Here is an 18,981-nt window from a genome sequence, read left to right as displayed (position 1 = left end):
TGCGAGCGAAGCGAGCCACGAAGGGTCCGGTAAGTTCCGCACCGTGACGACTCCCGATGTTCTGCGCCTTGATTCGGTCGACTTCGTCCGGCAGGGACGCTCGATACTCTCCGACGTCGACTGGACGGTCCGCGCCGGCGAACGGTGGGCACTGATCGGGCCGAACGGAGCAGGAAAGTCGACGATCCTGAGTCTGTGCGGAGCAGAACAGTTCCCGACCCGCGGCACCGTCGACGTCCTGGGCCACCGCCTCGGTCGCGTCGAGATCAGGCGGTTGCGGGAGTCGATCGGGCACGTGAACCCACGCCACCCGCTGCGGTCACCGTTGACGATCCGCGAGGTCGTGCTCACCGGTGCCACCGGCACGACCGAGGTGATGGACCACTGGACGCCCGACAACGAGACGCTGGCCCGCGCCGACGAACTCATCGAGACGTTGGGCCTGAGCGCGCTCGCTTCGGCACCGTGGACCAATCTGTCGCAGGGCGAGCGAGGGCGCACACTCATCGCCCGCGCATTGCTCCCGAGCCCCCGGCTGCTACTACTCGACGAGCCGTCGACGGGGTTGGATGTGGCTGCGCGCGAACGACTCCTGCGCACCGTCGACACCCTGCACCGTTCACATCCCGACCTGGCCACGGTGCTCGTCACGCACCACCTCGAGGAGCTGCCGGAGACCACGACACACGCCGTGTTGGTCAGCGGCGGTCGCGTCCTCGCCGCGGGTCCCGTGCACGACGTGCTCACCACCGAGCTGGTCACCCGCTGCTTTGACTACCCGATCGAGATCGACTACCGAGACGGGCGGTGGTCGGCGCGAGGCGCCTGAACCAGAATCGCCACTTCCCGCACAGGCGCGCTACTTACAGCTAGCGCTTCTGGCCCGAAGTGGCGATTCCTTGAGAACTACGACGACGCAGCCAGCGTCCAACCGGCAGCGGCGGTGCGTTGCTGCCAGAACTCGGTGTAGCGGCCACCGCGCGCGATGAGCTCGTTGTGGGTGCCGATGTCGTCGACGCCGCCCTGGTCGTCGAGGACGACGATCTGGTCGGCCGCGACCACCGTCGACAGCTTGTGTGCGATGACGAGCACAGTGCTGCGGTCCGACAGGCGCCGGATCGATTCGGCGACATGCGCTTCGTTCTCCGGGTCGAGGGCGCTGGTGGCCTCGTCGAAGAGCACAATCGGGGCATCCTTGAGCAGGGCACGGGCGATCGAGACGCGTTGCCGCTCACCACCGGACAGGGCCGATCCGCCCTCGCCGACGACGGTGTCCCAACCGTCGGGCAGACGCTCGACGATCGAGGTGACACCGGCGGTCCCGGCGGCCGCGCGGATCTCCGCGTCGGTGGCGTCGGGACGGCCGAGTTTGATGTTCTCCCACAGGGTGTCGTCGAAGAGGTAGACGTCCTGAAACACCTGCGACAGCTGGCCCATCAGCTGGCCGGTCTCCTGGTCGCGGACGTCGACGCCGCCGACCTTCACCACGCCGCCGTCGACGTCGTAGAACCGGGCGATGAGACGGAAGATGGTCGACTTGCCCGAACCCGACGGTCCGACGAGCGCGGTCATCGTGCCAGGCTGCGCACGCAGCGAGACCTCGCGCAGGACGGGGGTGCCGTTCTCGTAGCCGAAGGCGACCTTCGACAGTTCGACGGCGCCCGGCTCGGCGATCGGCTTGGGTTCGGCGGGAGCCGGCATCCGGTCGGTGTCCAGAACGCCGGTGATGCGGTTGATCTCGTCGGTCGACATGCGCAGCGTCGAACCGAGTTCGGCGAGTTCACCGATCGGTCCGAAGAAGCGGGCCGCGAGACCGAAGACCGCGATGAGCAGCGCCGGTTCGACGTTGCCGGAGACGGCGAGCCACGCACCGAAGGCGAGGACCGCGCTGAACACGACCTGCACCGACAGGCCGTTGAGCAGGATGCCGAGGATCGAGCGCCACAGCATCGCCTTGCCCACCCGCGCTTGGTCTTTCAGCGCATCGGCGAGCGGCGCGTGCGCCGAGTCGGCATCGCCGAAGGCACGCAGGACCGCCTGGCAGCGCGCGTATTCGAGCACCCGGTTGTTGACCTTGACCGCCTCGGCACGTTTGCGGCCCTCGGCTTTCGCGAGGAACTTGCTCGACAGCTTGCCGACGTACATCAGGACCAGGGTCCCGGCGACCATCAGCAGGCCGATCCGCCAGTCGAAGAAGCAGATGCCGAGCACGACGACCACCGAGCTCACCGTGTTCACGACGACCGGCGTGATGTAGTGCGCGCCGGTACTTCCCACGAACATGGTGCCCTTGACCGCGATCTGCGAGACATCGCCGATGCGTTCGCGGGTGAACCAGCCGAGCGGCAGCGTGACCATGTGATCGCCGAGGCGGTGATGCAGCATGCGCATCGCGTACAGGGCCATCGTCATGCCCTTGAGCGACTGGATGTAGGCACTGACGGCGCAGATCGCGACCAGGATTCCCAACGGCCACAGCCACTTCGCCGCACCGGAGTAGTCACCGGTGAGCAGGTTCTCCGAGATCGGGACCAGTGTCAGCATCGCCAGTCCCTGCGCGACGCCGTAGAGGAAGACCCAGCTGAGGAAGACGACCATGCGGGCACGCTCGGAGCCCAGGATCGTGTAGAAGCCGCGGATCACCGTGCCACCTCCTCGGTTTCGGTGTTGCTGTCCGTCGCGACCACGCCACGCGCGATCTTCTCGTCCTGCCGGGTCGTGCCGGCCTCGTAGCTGGCCCACATCGTCGAATACAGACCGCCGCGCGCGAGGAGTTCCTCGTGACGCCCCTGTTCGACGACGCGTCCCCGGTCGAGCACGACGATGTTGTCGGCGTGCGTGATCGATCCGAGCCGGTGCGCGATGACGAGGACCGTGCGACCGACCATCAGTGCGCCGATGGCCTGCTGGATCTGGGCCTCCGACTCCGGGTCGGCGAAGGCGGTCGCCTCGTCGAGCACGAGGATCGGGGTGTCGGCCAGGAGCGCCCGTGCAATCGAGACACGCTGTGCCTCACCGCCGGAGAAGTGCGCGCCGTCGCCGACGACGGTGTCGTAACCGTCGGGCAGTTCCAGAATGCGCTCGTGGATCTGGGCGGCAAGCGCGGCGTCGTAGACCTGTTCGTCGGAGGCCTCGGGGCGACCGAGACGGATGTTGTCGCGCACCGACATCGTCAGCAGCTGCACGTCCTGCAGCACGAAACCGACGTGACGGTAGAGCTCGGTCGGGACGATGTCGCGGACGTCGACGCCGCCGATGCGCACCGCACCGGAGTCGGGGTCGCCGAAGCGCGGCAGCATCGTCGCCAGCGTCGACTTGCCGCTGCCCGACGGTCCGACGAGTGCGGTGACGGTTCCCTCGCGGAGTTCGACGCTGACGCCGTCGAGCGCCTTCACGCCGGACGGGACGCCGAGTCGCGGCGGGTAGGTGAAGTGCACATCGTCGATGCTGACGTCGTGACCGGCGGGCACCTTCGGGTTCTCCGGGACGGTCAGCTCGGGTTCGGCGAGCAGGTCCGCGATGCGCAGCGCCGCGGCCGAGGCCTGCTGACGGGTGTGCACGGCGGTCGACACGGTGAGCAGCGCGGTCGGCAGGATCATCGCGATCAGCGTCGAACCGACGAGCTCGATCGGCGACACCCAGCCGGAGTCGACGAGCCAGTAACCGACGCCGAGATTGACCAGCAGGATCAGCGGAGCCGAGATGAGGACCGTGGTGACGGCCTGGACGCGCAGCATCGGCCCCATGTAGCCGGCGAAGTCGTCGTTGAACTCGTCGGCGGCATCGATGAAGCGCCGGTGCGCCTTTCCGGTCTGCCCGAACGTCTTGACCACGGCGACACCGGCGATGAACTCGACGATGGTGGCGCTGATGCGTGCCACGCCCTTGTCCATCTTCTCCATCTCGGCGGTCAGATCCCGCGCCATGTAGGAGTAGGTCAGGGCGTACAGCGGCACCGTGGCGATGGCCAGCAGACCCAGGCGCCAGTCGAGGATGAAGCAGTAGATCAGCGCGAAGATCGGCGACAGCACCGCGGCGGTCGCCTCGACCTGCGCGTGCGCAACCAGGTAGTGCAAGTCGGCGACGTCGTTCTGCACCGATTTACGCACCGCGCCCGAACTCGTCCGGCTGAACCAGCCGAGTGGTAGCCGGCCGAGCTTGTCGGCGATGCGGATTCGCAGCTGCGCCTGGAGATCGAGGTCGGCGAAATGGGTGATCGCCAGCGCCAGGAACGCGAATCCGGCGCGCGCCGCGAGACCGCCGACGACCAGCCACACCACCAGCCACACCCGGCCGGTGTCGACCGGCCCCGGTTCCAGCAGTGTGCGACCGAGTTCGACGATGCCGATGAACGGCACCACGGTCGCGGCCGAGGCGAAGATCTGGACGATCTGCGCGAGGGTGGTCCGCGCCTTCACCGGCGCCAGCACGTCGGCGAGGGCCGCCGACTTGGCCTTGGCCTCCGCGCGGGCCTTGGTCCTGGCCGCCTTCGGGTCCTCCGGGACCTCGTCGGGCTCCCGAGTCGGTGCAGGTGCGGCCACATCGGTTCCGCCAATAGTCATAGCCGCACCTTATCGGCCGCGGACACGCGAAGGAAAGGTACCCTAACTTCGCGCGGGGTCAGCGCGGCAGGATGCCGTCGAGCACGATCGACAGATACTGGTCGGCGATCGCCTCGACCGTCATCGCGCCGCCGGGCCGGTACCAACGGACGGCGACCCACACGGTGTCGCGCATGAAGCGATAGACCAGTTCGACGTCGAGGTCGGGACGGAACTCACCGTCGTCGACGCCCCGCTGCAGCACCGCATGCCACAACTGACGGAATTCGACGTTCAGCTCGGAGATGTAGCCGAACCGCTCCTGCCCCGACAACCGCTTGGCCTCGTCCTGGTAGATCGCGACCGCGTTGCGTTCGGCGTCGATGGATTCGAACGACGCCACGACGAGACCGCGGAGCGTCTCGGAAGCCGAGAGCCCGGCTCCGGCGATCTCGCGGTAGCGGGCGAACAGGTCGTCGAGAAACCGCCGCAGGATCTCGTCGACCATCGACTCTTTGGAGTCGAAGTGGTGATAGAGGCTTCCGGACAGGATGCCCGCGGCGTCGGCGATGTCGCGGACCGTCGTCGAACGCAGGCCGTTCTCGGCGAACATCCGTCCGGCGGTGGCGAGCAACTCGTCGCGGCGCGACGAACGGACGCCGGTGTCGGCGCCGGCTTTCGCGTCGGTCCCGGCTTTGTCCTTGGTCCTGGTCTGACCACGTGGTGACACGCATCCTCCTGGAGAGTCTGCCATCACCCTAGCAAGCGCTTGGCCGGGAACGTCATCAGACGAACCCGGCCAAGCGGAGAATCATACGCACAGGTCGTGCGCCCCGGCGTAATGCAACCAGGTGTTATGCACCCAGGCGCTTGCGCACCTTCTTCATGGCGCGGGTGTTGAAGAACTTGAACAGCTTGAGCTGCTGATCGGTCATCTTCGTGTCCTTGGGCAGGAACGGCGGCGACATCATCTCGGCCACGGTGAGCGGCAGCGTCGAGAAGGCGACCGCGCGTGCGTGGCTGAAGGTCTCGAAACCGGTCTTGCCGTGGTAGCCACCCATTCCGGAGCGTCCGACACCACCGAACGGCAGGTCGCCGCTGAACAGGTGGATCGCGAAGTCGTTGCCGTTGATCGAGCCGCTGCGGGTATTGTCGGCCAGCTTCTCGAAGCGGTCGTTGCGATCGCCGCACCAGTACATGGTCAGCGGATGCGGGTGCGACGAGATGTGGCTGATGACCTCGGACAGCTCGCGGTACGGGTACACGGTCAGCACCGGGCCGAAGACCTCGTCCTCTTCGATCTTCATGCCGGCCTTGACGCCGGTGAGCAGCGTCGGCGGGATCTTGCGACGCTCGGCGCTCGGCAGCGGCTCGCCACCGGGGATCACCTGGCGCTTCTCGGCGCCGAGCTGCACGGCGTCGTCGATGAGGCCGACGATGCGGTCGAAGTTCTTCTGGTTGATCGTCGCGGTGTACTGGTCGTTGTCGAAGATCGTCGGGAAGTGCTCGGTCCAGCGCGCGACGACCTTGTCGGTGAACTCGCCGAGCTTGGCCTCCGGGACGAAGACGTAGTCGGGGCACAGGCACACCTGGCCGCCGTTGACCAGGCGGGCGTCGGCGAGCATGTTGGCGGCCTTGTCGATGTCGGCGTCGACGTCGACGATGGCCGGGTTCTTGCCGCCCAGCTCGAGGGTGACCGGGATCAGGTTCTTCGCGGCCTCCTGGGCCACCGAGGCGCCCACCTCGGGCGAGCCGGTGAAGAACATGTGGTCGACCTTCAGCTTCGCGAAGTCCGAGCCCGAGCCGTGCTTGGAGGTGACGATGGCCAGCTCTTCGATGGAGAAGTAGTCGGGTGCGTACTTGGCGAGGACATCCGTGGTCTTCGCGGTGATCGACGACGGACGCATCACGACGCGGTTACCCGCGGCGAAGGCGGAGCCGGCCGGAACGATGGTCAGCTGCAGCGGGAAGTTCCACGGGCCCATGATCCCGACGACGCCGAGGGGGTCGTGACGAAGGCTCTGCTTGTAGCCGATGAGGCCCTGGAACTTGGCGTACTTGGTCTCGCCCATCCACTCCTTGACGCCACGACGCTGGTGCGCGAGGTCGATCATGCAGCCCGCGACGTCGGCGGCGAGCGACAGCTCGCGCGGACGTGAGCCGTAGTCCTCGGTCAGTGCGGCGGCGATCTCGTCAGAGTGGTCGAGCAGCAGCGCGGCGAGACGGGTGATGCGGTCGATGCGGGTGTCGGCGTCGGGGATGCCGTCACGCAGGAACGCAGCGCGCTGGATCTCGACCAGCTCGGTCAGTGTGTGCTCTTCCGACGAGACGCCACGCTTCGCGGTCGTCGCCCCGGCGCTGGTGTGCTCAGCAGGCTTGGTCATCGAGATCCCCTCAGGTAGTTCGTGCTGCATCTGGGTCGTGCGGCGTCGTGAAACAGGTCGCTTGGAACGAAATGCTCCGCTTGTCCCACACCATAGTATGCGCCAGATCACAACTGGATGTGGGTACGTCCGTTGTCAGAATGGTACGACCGGTACGCCGAAAGGTCGAGACCTCGCCCGGGGGATCTTCGGGGAGGTCTCTGCTTCCTGAGGTGCGAGCGCAACCACCCACCGCTCCTTGAGGTGCGAGCGCAGCGAGCCACCGCTCCTTGAGGTGCGAGCGCAGCGAGCCATCCTCCGCTCCCTGAGGTGCGAGCGCAGCGAGCCACGAAGGGCCTGGCGACGTCATCTCACCAGCCCTTCGAGGCTCGTCGCTTACGCTCCTCGCACCTCAGGGAGCAAGGGGTTCAACTCCCGTGCGGAGAGCGAGGGGTTCAACTCCCGCGCGGAGAGCGAGGGGTTCAACTCCCGCGCGGAGAGCGAGGGGTTCAACTCCCGCGCGGAGAGCGAGGGGTTCAACTCCCGCGCGGAGAGCGAGGGGTTCAACTCCCGCGCGGAGAGCGAGGGGTTCAACTCCCGCGCGGAGAGCGAGGGGTTCAACTCCCGCGCGGAGAGGGAGCGAGGGGTCAGCTCAGCCGAGGCGCTCGATGATCGTGACGTTGGCGGTCCCGCCGCCCTCACACATCGTCTGGAGGCCGTAGCGGCCGCCGGTGCGCTCGAGTTCGTTGAGCAGGGTTGCGAACAGCTTGGCGCCGGTGGCGCCGAGCGGGTGACCGAGGGCGATGGCGCCGCCGTTGGGGTTGACCTTGGCGGGGTCGGCGCCGGTCTCCTTGAGCCAGGCCAGCACCACGGGCGCGAACGCCTCGTTGATCTCGACGACGTCGATGTCGTCGATCGACAGGCCGGTCTTGTCGAGGGCGTACTTGGTGGCGGGGATCGGTGCGGACAGCATCATCACCGGGTCGTCGCCGCGGACGGACATGTGGTGGATGCGGGCGCGCGGGGTCAGGTTGTGTTCCTTGAGAGCGCGCTCCGAGACGACGAGGGTCGCGGACGAGCCGTCGGCGATCTGTGAGGCGACGGCGGCGGTGAGGCGTGAGCCCTCGGCGAGGACCTGCAGGCCGGCCATCTTCTCCAGCGATGTCTCGCGCGGGCATTCGTCGACGACGCAGTCGCCGAGTGCGACGTTCTCGTTGTCGAACTTGCCGGCGGCGATGGCGGCGCGGGCGCGCTCATGCGACTGCAGCGCCCACTCCTCCATGTCCTCGCGGCTGATGTCCCACTTCTTGGCCATCATGTCGGCACCGAGGAACTGCGAGATCTGCGAATCACCGAAGCGTTCCTGCCAGCCCTTGGATTCGGCTGTGGGCGTGGTGAATCCGAACTCCTTGCCGGAGATCATGGCCTGCGAGATCGGGATCGCGCTCATGTTCTGCAGGCCGCCGGCGACGACGATGTCCTGCGTACCGCTCATGACGCCCTGCGCGGCGAAGTGGATGGCCTGCTGGCTCGAGCCGCACTGGCGGTCGACGGTGGTGCCGGGCACCTCGAGCGGCATACCCGCGGCGAGCCATGCGGTGCGGGCGACGTTTCCGGCCTGGCCGCCGATGGTGTCGAGGCAGCCGAAGACGACGTCGTCGACGACGGCCGGATCGATGCCGGTGCGCTCGACGAGAGCCGAGATGATGTGGGCGCCGAGGTCGGCCGGGTGGGTCTTGGCGAGCGAACCGTTGCGCTTGCCGACCGGGGTGCGGATCGCGTCGACGATGTAGGCCTGCGGTGTGGACATGGTCGGTACTCCTTGGTGTTTCGGGTGAGTCTTACTCAGGCACGCTGGCTGGAGATCGAGACGACCTCGCCGGTGAGGTAGGTGGTGTAGTCGCTGGCGAGCATGGCGACGGTCGCGGCGACCTCCCACACGTCGGCTGCGCGGCCGTACGCCTCGCGCGAGGCGAGTTCGTCGAGCAGGTCGTCGCTGGTGACCTTCGCGAGGAACGGGTGCTTCGCGATCGACGGTGCGATCGCGTTGATGCGCACGCCCACGTCGGCGGCTTCCAGTGCCGAGCAGCGGGTCAGCGCCATGACGCCGGCTTTCGCGGCGGCGTAGTGGGCCTGTCCGCGTTGGGCGCGCCAGCCGAGGACCGAGGCGTTGTTGACGATGACGCCGCCGTGCTCGACCGACCCGAAGTACCGCAGGGCGGCCCGCGTGGCACGGAAGGTGCCGGTCAGGGTGATGTCGAGGACGCGGTCCCACTCCTCGTCGGTCATCTCCGCAACCGGGGTCTCGCCGCCGAGCCCCGCATTGTTGACCAGGACGTCGATGCGGCCGAGTTGGGTTGCGGCGTCGGCGATCAGGGCGTCGACCTCGGCGGTCACCTGGACGTTGCAGGTGCGCTGGGCGATCGTCCGCTCGGGGAATTCGGCGGCGAGTTTCTCGGCCGCCTCGCCGAGGCGGCGTTCGTGCCAGTCGCTGATGAGGACGTCGGCGCCCTCCAGCAACGCGCGACGCGCCGACGCGAATCCGATGCCGGTTCCGGCGGCGGCGGTGACCACGACCTTCTTGCCGAGCAGCAGGTCGTGCCCGGGGGTCTCGGCGGGCGGGGTGGCGAGCGGTGAGATCACTTGGGTACCTGCGTCCGTTGCGGTCATTCAGCGTGCCTCTCGGGGAAGGCCGAGCACCCGCTCGGCGATGATGTTGCGCTGCACCTCGTTCGAGCCGCCGTAGATGGTGTCGGCGCGGGTGAAGAGGTAGAGCCGTTGCCATTCGTCGAGTTCGACGTGTTCGGGGTCGGCGATATCGTTGGGTTGTCCCTCGGCGGTGGCGGCGGGCCCGATCAGCGACGACGCCCCGACGACGTCCATCGCCAGTTCGCCGAGGTCGCGATGCCAATTGGCCCACAGCAGCTTCGACACCGATGCCGCGCCCGCCTGCGAGGTGACGTCACCGTCGAGCGTCCGCTGGGCATGGGCCCGCATGACTTTCAGCCCGATGTCGGCTCGAGCCAGCCGGGAGGCGAGTTCGGGGTCGTCGACCGCGCCGCTTGCCCGGGCCACCTCGGTGAGATTTTCCAGCTCACGGGCGAAACCGACCTGCTGGCCCAACGTCGATACACCGCGCTCGAACTGCAGCAACCCCATGGCGACCTTCCAGCCGTCGCCGGGTTCGCCGACGATCAGACCGGCGTCGGTCACCGCGTCGTCGAAGAAGACCTCGTTGAATTCCGATGTGCCGGTGAGCTGTTGGATCGGACGAACCTCGATGCCCGGCTGATCGAGCGGGACCAGGAGGAAGCTGAGGCCGGCGTGCCGCGTCGACCCTTTCTCCGTTCGCGCGATCACGAACACCCACTGCGCGACATGGGCGAGGGAGGTCCAGATCTTCTGTCCGTTGATGATCCACTTGCCGTCTTCCACACGGGCGCTGGTCGAGACGCCGGCGAGGTCGGAGCCGGCGCCGGGTTCGGAGTAGCCCTGTGACCAGAGTTCGGTGACGTCGACGATGCCTGGCAGGAACCGCTTCTTCTGCTCTTCGGTGCCGTACTCGATCAGCGTCGGGCCGAGGAGTTCCTCGCCGAGGTGGTTCACGCGCGCGGGCGCGTTGGCGCGGGCGTATTCGCGGTGGAAGATGATGCGCTGTTCCAGCGTCGCCCCACGGCCGCCGTATTCGGTGGGCCAGCCGATGCAGGTCCAGCCGGCCTGCGCGAGGTGCCGGTCCCATTCGAGGCGCTCGGCGAAGAACTCGTGCTCGCTGCCCGGTCCCCCGCGACCTTTCAGATCAGCGAAGGCGCCCGTCAGGTTCTCGTCGAGCCAGGACCGCACCGCGGTGGCGAACTCGTCGGCGGCATTCGGCGTCGACTTGGCCCATTCACCCAGGTCGACGCCACGATCCGCGAGATTGATCGAGGTCATGGCGCTAGCATAACCCACCAAGCAAGTGCTAGGTTGGGCGCATGCCGCAGACCTCCCGGACCGGGACTCTCTCCGCGACGACGACGCCGGCTGCACTGCGTCACGCAGCGCGCAGTTGGCCCGACCGTATCGCCATCGTCGACGGCCAGTGGCACCCTTCGTCACATCCGCGCCTCGAACTGACGTGGGCGCAGTTCCACGGCGTGGTGCGCGCCTTCGCGGCCGCGCTGGTCGCCTCCGGGATCGAGCCCGGCGACCGGGTGGCGATCTGGTCGCCGAACAGCTTCCACTGGCCGATCGCCGCGCTCGGCGTCCACTACGCCGGTGCGACGCTGGTCCCCCTCAACACGCGTTACACCGCCGGCGAGGCCGTGGAGATCATCGAACGTTCCGGGGCGCGCGGCCTCGTCGTGTCGGGCGAGTTCCTCGGCGCCGACCACGCGACGGAGCTCCTGCGCGACCATCGCGACTCGATGCCCGACCTCGTCGTACGTGTCCCGTTGACGCGCGGGGCGCCGGCACCCGAGGGCGCGGTGGACTGGCACGACTTCCTCGAGCGCGAGACCCCCGAGACACTGACCGAGGCGGATCGTCGTGCCGACGCGGTCTCCCCCGAAGACATCTCGGACATCCTGTTCACCTCCGGGACGACCGGAAAGTCCAAGGGCGTGTTGGCAACCCACCGCCAGACGCTCAACGGGTCGCACGGGTGGGGGGCCAACGCGGGCCTGCACCCCGGCGACCGATACCTGATGGTCAACCCGTACTTCCACACCTTCGGCTACAAGGCGGGCATCCTGCCGAGCGTGCTCTTCGGCGTCACGATGCTGCCGCTCGCGGTGTACTCGCCGACCGAGGCGTGCAAGCTCGTCTCCGACGAACGCGCGACGGTCTTCCCCGGCGCGCCGACCATCTTCCAGACCATCCTCGACGACCCGAGGCGTTCCGAATACGACCTCTCCTCCCTGCGCATCGTGATCACCGGGGCGTCGATCGTGCCCGTCGTCCTCGTCGAACGACTACAGAAGGACCTCGGCGTCGACACCGTGATCACCGCGTACGGGCTGACCGAGGCCAGCGGGTTCGTCTCCACGTGCACCCCCGACGACGATGACGAGACCGTCGCCAACACCTGCGGCCGGGCGTTCCCCGGCATGGAGATCAAGCTGTCCGATGTCGGCGAGGTCCTCACCCGCGGCGAGAATGTGATGGTCGGGTACCTCGACGACCCGCAGGCGACCGCCGAGGCCATCGACGCCGACGGCTGGCTGCACACCGGCGACATCGGCACCCTCGACGAACACGGCAACCTCAAGATCACCGACCGCCTCAAGGACATGTACATCTGCGGCGGCTTCAACGTGTATCCCGCCGAGATCGAGCAGACCCTCGCACGCCTCGACGGCGTCACCGAATCGGCCGTCGTCGGCGTCCCCGACGACCGGCTCGGCGAGGTGGGCCGGGCCTACCTCACCGTCCAGGACGGCGCCGACCTCGACGAGGCGACGGTCATCGCCTACGCCAAGCAGCACCTCGCGAACTTCAAGGTGCCCCGATCGGTGGTGTTCGTGGACGCCTTCCCGCGCAATGCCTCGGGCAAGATCCTCAAGCGCGATCTATAGCTCGAACACGCGGTGGACGCGGCTTGGGGCTATAAGACGGGGCGGTGGAACCGGCCGCCGGGCTGCCGCGTCGAAGTTGCGTGCCCGACTTCGTCAAATTCCGCGAGCTGGTCGCCGCTCGCGACGGCGTGTTCACCGCCGCCGACGTCAGTGCCTGCGCCATCAGCTCCGACGCCGCGTTCTGCCGGGTGAAGTCGGGCGAGTGGGTTCGGGTCTCGCGCGGCGTCTTCCACGTCGGAGACCGTCGCCTCGATGACCGCATGCGCGCACGCATCGCTGTGTTGTCGACGTCGCCACGCGCCGCGTTGTGTTCCGAATCCGCCTATTGGTGGCACGGCCTCACGACGAAGGCACCCAAGCAGATCCATGTGGTCACGCCGCAGGGGCGCCACGGACGCGCCATCGACGGCGTCCGCATCTGGCATCGAACGGTCGCACCTCAAGACCTCACCGACGTCGACGGCCTCCGGGTCACGACGAAGGCGCTGACAGTTCTCGACGCGGCCGTCGACGGTGGGTCCCGACTGCTGGACTCCGCCCTGCTGCGCGAGCACACGAAGGTTGCCGACGTCGTCGACGCTCAGATCCGCAACAGCGGGCGTCGGGGCTCCACCAGATCTCGCGAGATGGTCGCCGCCATCACGGACGGCTCCCGCTCAGAGGCCGAGCGGAAAGCGCTCGCCTTGCTCCGGTCCGCAGATATCACCGGCTGGACTGCCAACGCGAAGGTATGCGGCTATCTGGTCGACATCGCCTTCATCGAGCAGAAGGTCGCCGTCGAGATCGACGGCTTCGCATTCCACAGCGACGCGGCGTCGTTCCAGCACGACCGCACTCGACAGAATGCTCTCATCGCGAACGGATGGACCGTGCTGCGGTTCACCTGGCAGGACATCACCGGCCAACCGGCGTCGGTGCTGGCCAACGTGCGCGCATCGATAGCTCGAAACCGCGACGACCGCGGTTTCGAGCTATAAAACGGCTAGGTGCGGGGCTTCACCAGCGGGAACAGGATGGTCTCGCGGATGCCGAGGCCGGTGAGGGCCATCAGCAGGCGGTCGATGCCCATGCCGGTGCCGGTGGTCGGCGGCATGCCGTACTCCATCGCGGCGAGGAACTCCTCGTCGAGGACCATGGCCTCGTCGTCGCCGGCGGCGGCGAGACGCGCCTGGTCGACGAACCGCTCGCGCTGGATGACCGGGTCGATGAGCTCGGAGTAGCCGGTGGCCAGCTCGAACCCGCGGACGTAGAGGTCCCACTTCTCGACGACGCCCTTGATCGACCGGTGGGAGCGCACCAGCGGCGAGGTCTCGACCGGGAAGTCGCGGATGAACACCGGCTGACTCAGCTTCTGGCCGACCATGTGCTCCCACAGCTCCTCGACGAGCTTGCCGTGGCCGTACCCCTTGTCCTTGGGGACCTCCAGGCCGACGCGCTTCGCGATCGTGAGCAGCTGTTCGACGGTGGTCTCGCCCGGGTTGCCGGCGGGCACGATCTCCTCGCCGAGCGCCTCCGACAGCGACGGGTACATCTCGAGGGCGGTCCACTCGCCGGACAGGTCGTAGGTCGAACCGTCGGGCATGGTCGGGGTCTGGGTGCCCAGCGCGGCCTGCGAAACCTCTTGCACCAGTTCGCGGATCATTTTGGCGGAGTCGTCGTAGGTGCCGTAGGCCTGGTAGGTCTCGAGCATCGCGAACTCCGGCGAGTGCGTGGAATCGGCGCCCTCGTTGCGGAAGTTGCGGTTGATCTCGAAGACGCGCTCGATACCGCCGACGACGCACCGCTTGAGGAACAGCTCCGGCGCGATACGCAGGAACAGGTCCATGTCGAAGGCGTTGGAGTGCGTGACGAACGGACGTGCAGCGGCACCACCGTGCAGGGTCTGCAGCATCGGCGTCTCGACCTCGAGGAATCCCCGACGATCCAGTGCCGCACGGAGTTCGGCCATCACCTTGATGCGGGTGCGGGCGGTGTCGCGGGCCTCCGGACGCATGATGAGGTCGACGTAGCGCTGCCGGACCCGAGTTTCCTCGTTCATGTCCTTGTGGGCAACAGGCAACGGCCGCAACGACTTCGATGCCATCTGCCAGCCGTCGGCCATCACCGACAGCTCACCGGTGCGCGAGCTGATCACCTCACCGGAGATGAAGACGATGTCGCCGAGATCGACGTCGGACTTCCAGCGGGTCAGCGCATCCTCGCCGACACCGTTGAAGCTGATCATCGCCTGAAGCTGCGTGCCGTCGCCCTCCTGGAGGGTCGCGAAGCACAGCTTGCCCTTGTTCCGCAGGAAGATGACGCGCCCGGAGACACCGACGTGCTGACCGGTTTCGGTGCCGGCCTCGAGATCGGGGTAGGCGGCGCGGATCTCGCCGAGCGAGTGGGTGCGCGGAATCGAGACCGGGTACGCCTCGCGACCCTCGGACAGGATGCGCTCGCGCTTCTCACGTCGGATTCGCAGCTGCTCGGGAGTCTGGTCGTCGGCGTCCGTGGTCTTCTCGGCCGCGGTGGAGGCGGCACTGGTCGGGCTGTCACTCACCCCACGCACACTATCGGGGCCGATCACCGACTCCCAACTCGCCGCACCTGCTGTGACAGCGGTGACACCGACCGCCGGCGGGGTCGGCTCAGCTCTCGTGTGCGGAGATGACGGCGAGTTCGTCCGGGCGGATGCGCCCGTTCACCTTGGCCCGGCGCATCCGGCGATGACCGCCGACGACGAACACCGCGCCCCGGACGCCGCGCGCCTGCAGGTGCCAGGCGAGCCATTCGGCCTCGTGGCCGTCTTCGCTGACGAGAATCCAGCGGGAGTCGGTGCGGGCCGCGCGGAGCGACTCGGAGGTGCCGGGGGTCAGCCGATCCAGGACCTCGACGGCGTCGATGGCGAGTGCGCCGAACAGTGCGCCGTCGACCTGGCGTCGACGGTGGGAGCGGACGTCGACCGGGGTGGCACCTTCGGCGACGGCCGTCGCGTAGTCGCTGACCTGCAGCGACAGGGGTGCGGCCGGTGCCGGCGCAACGGTCGGCGCGGTCGCGGCGAAGACGGTGCGGGAAAGAACAGGGGAAACAACCGAAGCGGTCATGAGAGGGAATCCTCGAGTGATCGAAAACGAGCGGGGAGCGCGAAGGAGGGCAGCCGCAGATGCGGTACTAGCCCTGACAACACTCCTGACAGCTCTTGATCACGGCGACGAGTATGCCACAGCTCCGCGCACGGGACCAGAGTCGAGTGACGATCACCGCATCGGGGGTTGCCAGTCCTGAATACGACGCAACTGCGCGCTGAGCGCCGCATCGGGCACCGCCCGCATGGCCAGGTCGCGCAGCCGGACCGTGGGCGCCGACCGCCACTGACCGACCTTTCCGATCGCCGACGCCTGACGCGCGATGCTCTGGGTACGCCGCCGCCGCAGTTGGTTGTAGGAACGCAGGGCGTCGTCGACATCCGCCCCCGCACGACCCAGTAGCGCGGTGAGCGTCGCCGCATCTTCCATGGCCTGGTTCGCGCCCTGCCCGAGGTTCGGGGTCATGGCGTGAGCGGCGTCGCCGACGAGCACGCTTCGACCCCGCACGAAGCCGGCCAACGGCCGTGCCAGTTCTTCGATGGGCAGCACCCCGACGTCCTTCGGATCGGTCGCGTCGACGATCTCCTCGATTGGCGCATGCCATCCCGAGAAACGTTCTCGCACTTCGTCGATTCCGCCTACTTCGACGCCCTCGTCGTAGCTGACGGCGGCGAACCAGTAGACGTGCCCATCCGGAAGCGGCGCGATGCCGAACCGATGCCCGCGCCCCATCGTCTCGCCCGCGGCGTCGAGGTCGACGGGCCGCGCGGTGATGGCCCGCCAGGCGACGTAACCGGCATAGGCCGCACCCGGGTCGCGGGTGACCGCGGGACGCACCCGACTCCGTAGACCGTCGGCCCCGACGATCAGGTCGCAGTCGTCGATCGTGGTGCCGTCGTCGAGCTGGACGGTCGCATCGCGGACTTCACGCACGCCGGTTCCCGTCCGGATCTCGACGCCGGCACCGAGCCGGGCCACGAGTGCCTCGTGGAGGTCCCGGCGACGCACCACCCGGAGTTGCTCGATGGCCGACTGATCGAAGCGAGTGAGCCATCGGCCGTCGGGGCGACGGGTTCCGTTCAGGGTGGGTGAAACCCTGACGGCGTCGGGAACCGCAGATCGGAGCCCGAGCGATTTGAGCGCTCGAAGCCCGTTGCCGAACAGACTGAGGCCCGAGCCTCCCCCACGAACCTCCGGCGCACGCTCGAGCACGATGACGTCCGCTCCCAGCGACGACAGCCCGGCGGCGGTGCACAGTCCGCCGATGCCCGCGCCGACGACAACGGCCCTCATGCCCATCTTCTCCACATGGAGAAAACGATAGCAGATACACTTCTCCACGTGGAGAAATCAGTCGGACGATCGACGCGCGAGACCTTGCTCGACACCGGTCTCGAACTGATCGGGACGGTCGGGATCAGGCAGGCGTCGGCCCGCGCCGTCGAGGACGCGTCCGGAGTCCCCCACGGCAGCATTCGGCATCACTTCGGCGGTCAGGACGGCTTTCTCGGCGCGCTGGTCGAACACGTCTTCGTCCGCGACGTCCCGGTGGACGGCGAGTCGACCCACGACGTTATGGCGCGTTGGCTGGGCGCCGGCCGCGTCCGCACCCGCGCCCGCTATGAGCTGATGCTGATGGCCACCCGCGACGAGGACATGCGCGTCCGCATGGTCGCCGGCCGCGACCGATTCGTGGAGCGCCTTGTCGACCGTGGGATGCTGCGAACCGACGCCCGGCAGCTCGTCGCGGCACTCGACGGACTGGTTCTCGACGCCCTGCTGCGCGACTCGGACGGCACCGACGCCGACCACGATCCGACGCGTCTACTGGGCGCGTTCCGCTGAATCCGGCTGCGCAGAACCCGATTCGGCAAGCAGGTCCTCGCCGAGTGCACGCAGATGCCGCGCGAGTTCGTCGACGCCGGGTTGTTCGACCGGGAAGTGCCCGCATCCGGTCAGCAGATGAATGTCGGCTCTCGCCGCGATCCGGCGGGCGAAGCGGACACTGACCTCCGGCGAGGTCCAGGTGTCCGCGGCCGGGTGGACGAGCACCACCCGCGGCCCCCGGTAGTTCTCCGGCACCGGCACCTCGTGGGTCATGAGGTCAGCCAGGAATCCCAGGGAGACAACAGCACCTGCCCCGCGGGCGTCGTCGATGCAGGCCTGCGCGAGTTCCGGGTTCAGGCTGATCTTCGACATCGGCGCAACCCAGCGGATCGGGAAGCGCAGTCGGCCGAGAACCCCGACTCGGGCAGCGGACGACATCAGCGGGAGCAGGCGCGCCAACGCGGGGGGCCGGGCAGCTGCTCGTCGTGCCGCGGGATCACCGGCAAGGTCGAGGAAACACGTGGCCACGACCGCGGCGACCCGCGCACCCCGTGCCGCGACCTCGTAACCCAGCATGCCGCCGAGACTCGCGCCGAACACGACGATCGGTCGCGGATCGTCCTCGGTCTCCGCGGCGATCAGATCGCCGACCAGATCGACCCAGTCCCGATAGCGCACGCGACCGGGATCGGCGACGCGCGTCCTCCCGTACTGGGGAAGGTCGGGGGCCAGCACGTCGTAACCCTCCCCCGCCAGCACCGCCCCCAGCGGCCAGACCAGTTCGCTGTGTCCGCCGCCCCCGTGCAGTAGGAGCACCCGTAGCGGTGCCGCCGGCCGTGACGCACGCAGGATGTGGACGTCGACGGGTCCCGACGGGCGGGTCTCGCTCGCCGGCCACCTCCACCACGACGACGTGGCCTCGACGCCCGCGGCGGCCGAACGCCAGGGTTCGGGCAGGAAGCGTATGTACGATTCGGAAGTCACCCATCAATCGTCGGGCGCCGGCGAGACCGGCACAACTCGCGTTCACGCAGAACCTCGGACATGCGCAAAAGACCACGGCAACAACGATCTTCGTTCACCGTCGAGGTGATCCTGGAGGCGACGACTCAGCTTCTGGACACCGAGGGCGCCGCGATGACCACCAACCGGATAGCCGAGACCGCCGGGGTCTCGGTCGGTTCGGTCTATCAGTACTTCGGCGACAAACAGGCCATCTTCGACGAGCTGGCGGCACGACATCTCGCCGACGCGGAGGCGCGGATGGTGGCCGTCCTCGACGCCCACCCGGTCGAGGGGACCGCCTGGCCGACGGTGCTGCGCGAGATCGTCGCCGTTGCGGTGGCGGAGAACGCGAGTCATGGCCGGGCGCACGGCCGCCTGCGCGAACTGGCGAGCACAGCCGTCGTCGGCGACCTCTACACCGCCATGGCGCAACGCCTCGTCTCCCGGTTGAGCGCCTACCTCGTCGCCGACGGATGGACACCCGACGAAGCAGAGGCCGACCTGCGCCTCACGTTCCCCGCGCTCGACGCGCAGATCCATCAGCTGGCCGGCACCGGCCTGGACGCGACCGAACTCGCCGAACAGATCGCGGCGTATACCGAAGGGGCGCTGCGGGGCCGGCGGTGAG

General features: G+C 68.0%; 16 protein-coding genes. 5 read left to right on the top strand and 11 right to left on the bottom strand.

Translation table 11 applies throughout. The features are described from left to right. Positions 1-43 precede the first annotated feature (43 nt). Entirely contained in the window at positions 44-829 is a 786-nt protein-coding gene (locus tag BLU62_RS28870; protein ID WP_074853931.1) for an ABC transporter ATP-binding protein, read from the top strand. A gap of 77 nt (positions 830-906) precedes the next feature. Here BLU62_RS28870 and BLU62_RS28865 read toward each other — a convergent pair whose 3' ends face one another. From BLU62_RS28865 to BLU62_RS28830, 7 genes are all read right to left on the bottom strand, one after another. Continuing rightward, positions 907-2,643: an ABC transporter ATP-binding protein gene (locus BLU62_RS28865; protein WP_074853930.1), complete on the bottom strand. Its 1,737-nt coding sequence runs from the start codon at positions 2,641-2,643 to the stop codon at positions 907-909. Beyond that, positions 2,640-4,562 carry an ABC transporter ATP-binding protein gene (locus tag BLU62_RS28860; protein WP_074853929.1) on the bottom strand — a complete coding sequence of 641 codons (1,923 nt, stop codon included), beginning with the start codon at positions 4,560-4,562 and terminating at the stop codon, positions 2,640-2,642. The genes BLU62_RS28865 and BLU62_RS28860 overlap by 4 nt, the downstream gene beginning before the upstream one ends. Positions 4,563-4,620: 58 nt before the next feature. Next, the gene (locus BLU62_RS28855; protein WP_074853928.1) at positions 4,621-5,271 is read right to left on the bottom strand and encodes a TetR/AcrR family transcriptional regulator; all 651 of its coding nucleotides are present in this window, start codon (positions 5,269-5,271) and stop codon (positions 4,621-4,623) included. A 124-nt stretch (positions 5,272-5,395) separates the two neighbouring features. Next, the gene (locus BLU62_RS28850; protein ID WP_074854312.1) at positions 5,396-6,925 is read right to left on the bottom strand and encodes an aldehyde dehydrogenase family protein; all 1,530 of its coding nucleotides are present in this window, start codon (positions 6,923-6,925) and stop codon (positions 5,396-5,398) included. 631 nt (positions 6,926-7,556) lie between these two features. Further along, on the bottom strand, positions 7,557-8,714 hold the full coding sequence (locus tag BLU62_RS28840) for an acetyl-CoA C-acetyltransferase (RefSeq protein ID WP_074853926.1): 1,158 nt from the start codon (positions 8,712-8,714) through the stop codon (positions 7,557-7,559). 35 nt (positions 8,715-8,749) lie between these two features. After that, a complete protein-coding gene (locus tag BLU62_RS28835; RefSeq protein WP_074853925.1) occupies positions 8,750-9,574 on the bottom strand; it encodes an SDR family oxidoreductase in 825 nt (274 codons plus the stop codon). Next, the gene (locus BLU62_RS28830; RefSeq protein WP_074853924.1) at positions 9,575-10,834 is read right to left on the bottom strand and encodes an acyl-CoA dehydrogenase family protein; all 1,260 of its coding nucleotides are present in this window, start codon (positions 10,832-10,834) and stop codon (positions 9,575-9,577) included. It lies immediately after the preceding gene. A gap of 41 nt (positions 10,835-10,875) precedes the next feature. On the opposite strand from BLU62_RS28830, the gene BLU62_RS28825 reads away from it, so the two are divergent. After that, positions 10,876-12,456, top strand: coding sequence for a FadD3 family acyl-CoA ligase (locus tag BLU62_RS28825; RefSeq protein ID WP_074853923.1), 1,581 nt, complete (start codon positions 10,876-10,878; stop codon positions 12,454-12,456). 44 nt (positions 12,457-12,500) lie between these two features. After that, positions 12,501-13,433 carry a DUF559 domain-containing protein gene (locus tag BLU62_RS28820; protein ID WP_342028665.1) on the top strand — a complete coding sequence of 311 codons (933 nt, stop codon included), beginning with the start codon at positions 12,501-12,503 and terminating at the stop codon, positions 13,431-13,433. Positions 13,434-13,438: 5 nt separating this feature from the next. On the opposite strand, the gene lysS is transcribed toward BLU62_RS28820, so the two are convergent. The 3 genes from lysS to BLU62_RS28805 form a co-directional block, all read right to left on the bottom strand. Beyond that, complete coding sequence (gene lysS / locus BLU62_RS28815; RefSeq protein ID WP_074853921.1) at positions 13,439-14,995, bottom strand: lysine--tRNA ligase; 1,557 nt, start codon at positions 14,993-14,995, stop codon at positions 13,439-13,441. 88 nt (positions 14,996-15,083) lie between these two features. Next, positions 15,084-15,539, bottom strand: coding sequence for a hypothetical protein (locus BLU62_RS28810; RefSeq protein ID WP_074853920.1), 456 nt, complete (start codon positions 15,537-15,539; stop codon positions 15,084-15,086). Positions 15,540-15,692: 153 nt separating this feature from the next. After that, the gene (locus tag BLU62_RS28805) at positions 15,693-16,814 is read right to left on the bottom strand and encodes an FAD-dependent monooxygenase (RefSeq protein WP_074854311.1); all 1,122 of its coding nucleotides are present in this window, start codon (positions 16,812-16,814) and stop codon (positions 15,693-15,695) included. A 48-nt stretch (positions 16,815-16,862) separates the two neighbouring features. Between BLU62_RS28805 and BLU62_RS28800 the strand changes: the two genes are divergently transcribed. Further along, positions 16,863-17,366 (top strand): TetR/AcrR family transcriptional regulator, encoded by a 504-nt coding sequence (locus BLU62_RS28800; protein ID WP_074853919.1) that lies wholly within the window; start codon positions 16,863-16,865, stop codon positions 17,364-17,366. Here the strand turns inward: BLU62_RS28800 and BLU62_RS28795 are convergent. Further along, complete coding sequence (locus BLU62_RS28795) at positions 17,346-18,332, bottom strand: alpha/beta fold hydrolase (protein ID WP_074853918.1); 987 nt, start codon at positions 18,330-18,332, stop codon at positions 17,346-17,348. The genes BLU62_RS28800 and BLU62_RS28795 overlap by 21 nt on opposite strands. Before the next feature lie 60 nt (positions 18,333-18,392). On the opposite strand from BLU62_RS28795, the gene BLU62_RS28790 reads away from it, so the two are divergent. After that, a complete protein-coding gene (locus tag BLU62_RS28790) occupies positions 18,393-18,980 on the top strand; it encodes a TetR/AcrR family transcriptional regulator (protein WP_074853917.1) in 588 nt (195 codons plus the stop codon). The last annotated feature ends 1 nt before the right edge of the window (position 18,981 follow it).

Origin of the sequence: Gordonia westfalica (assembly GCF_900105725.1) — a bacterium.
GTDB classification, from domain to species: Bacteria; Actinomycetota; Actinomycetes; order Mycobacteriales; family Mycobacteriaceae; genus Gordonia; species Gordonia westfalica.
This window is presented reverse-complemented; position numbering and strand designations above follow the sequence as displayed.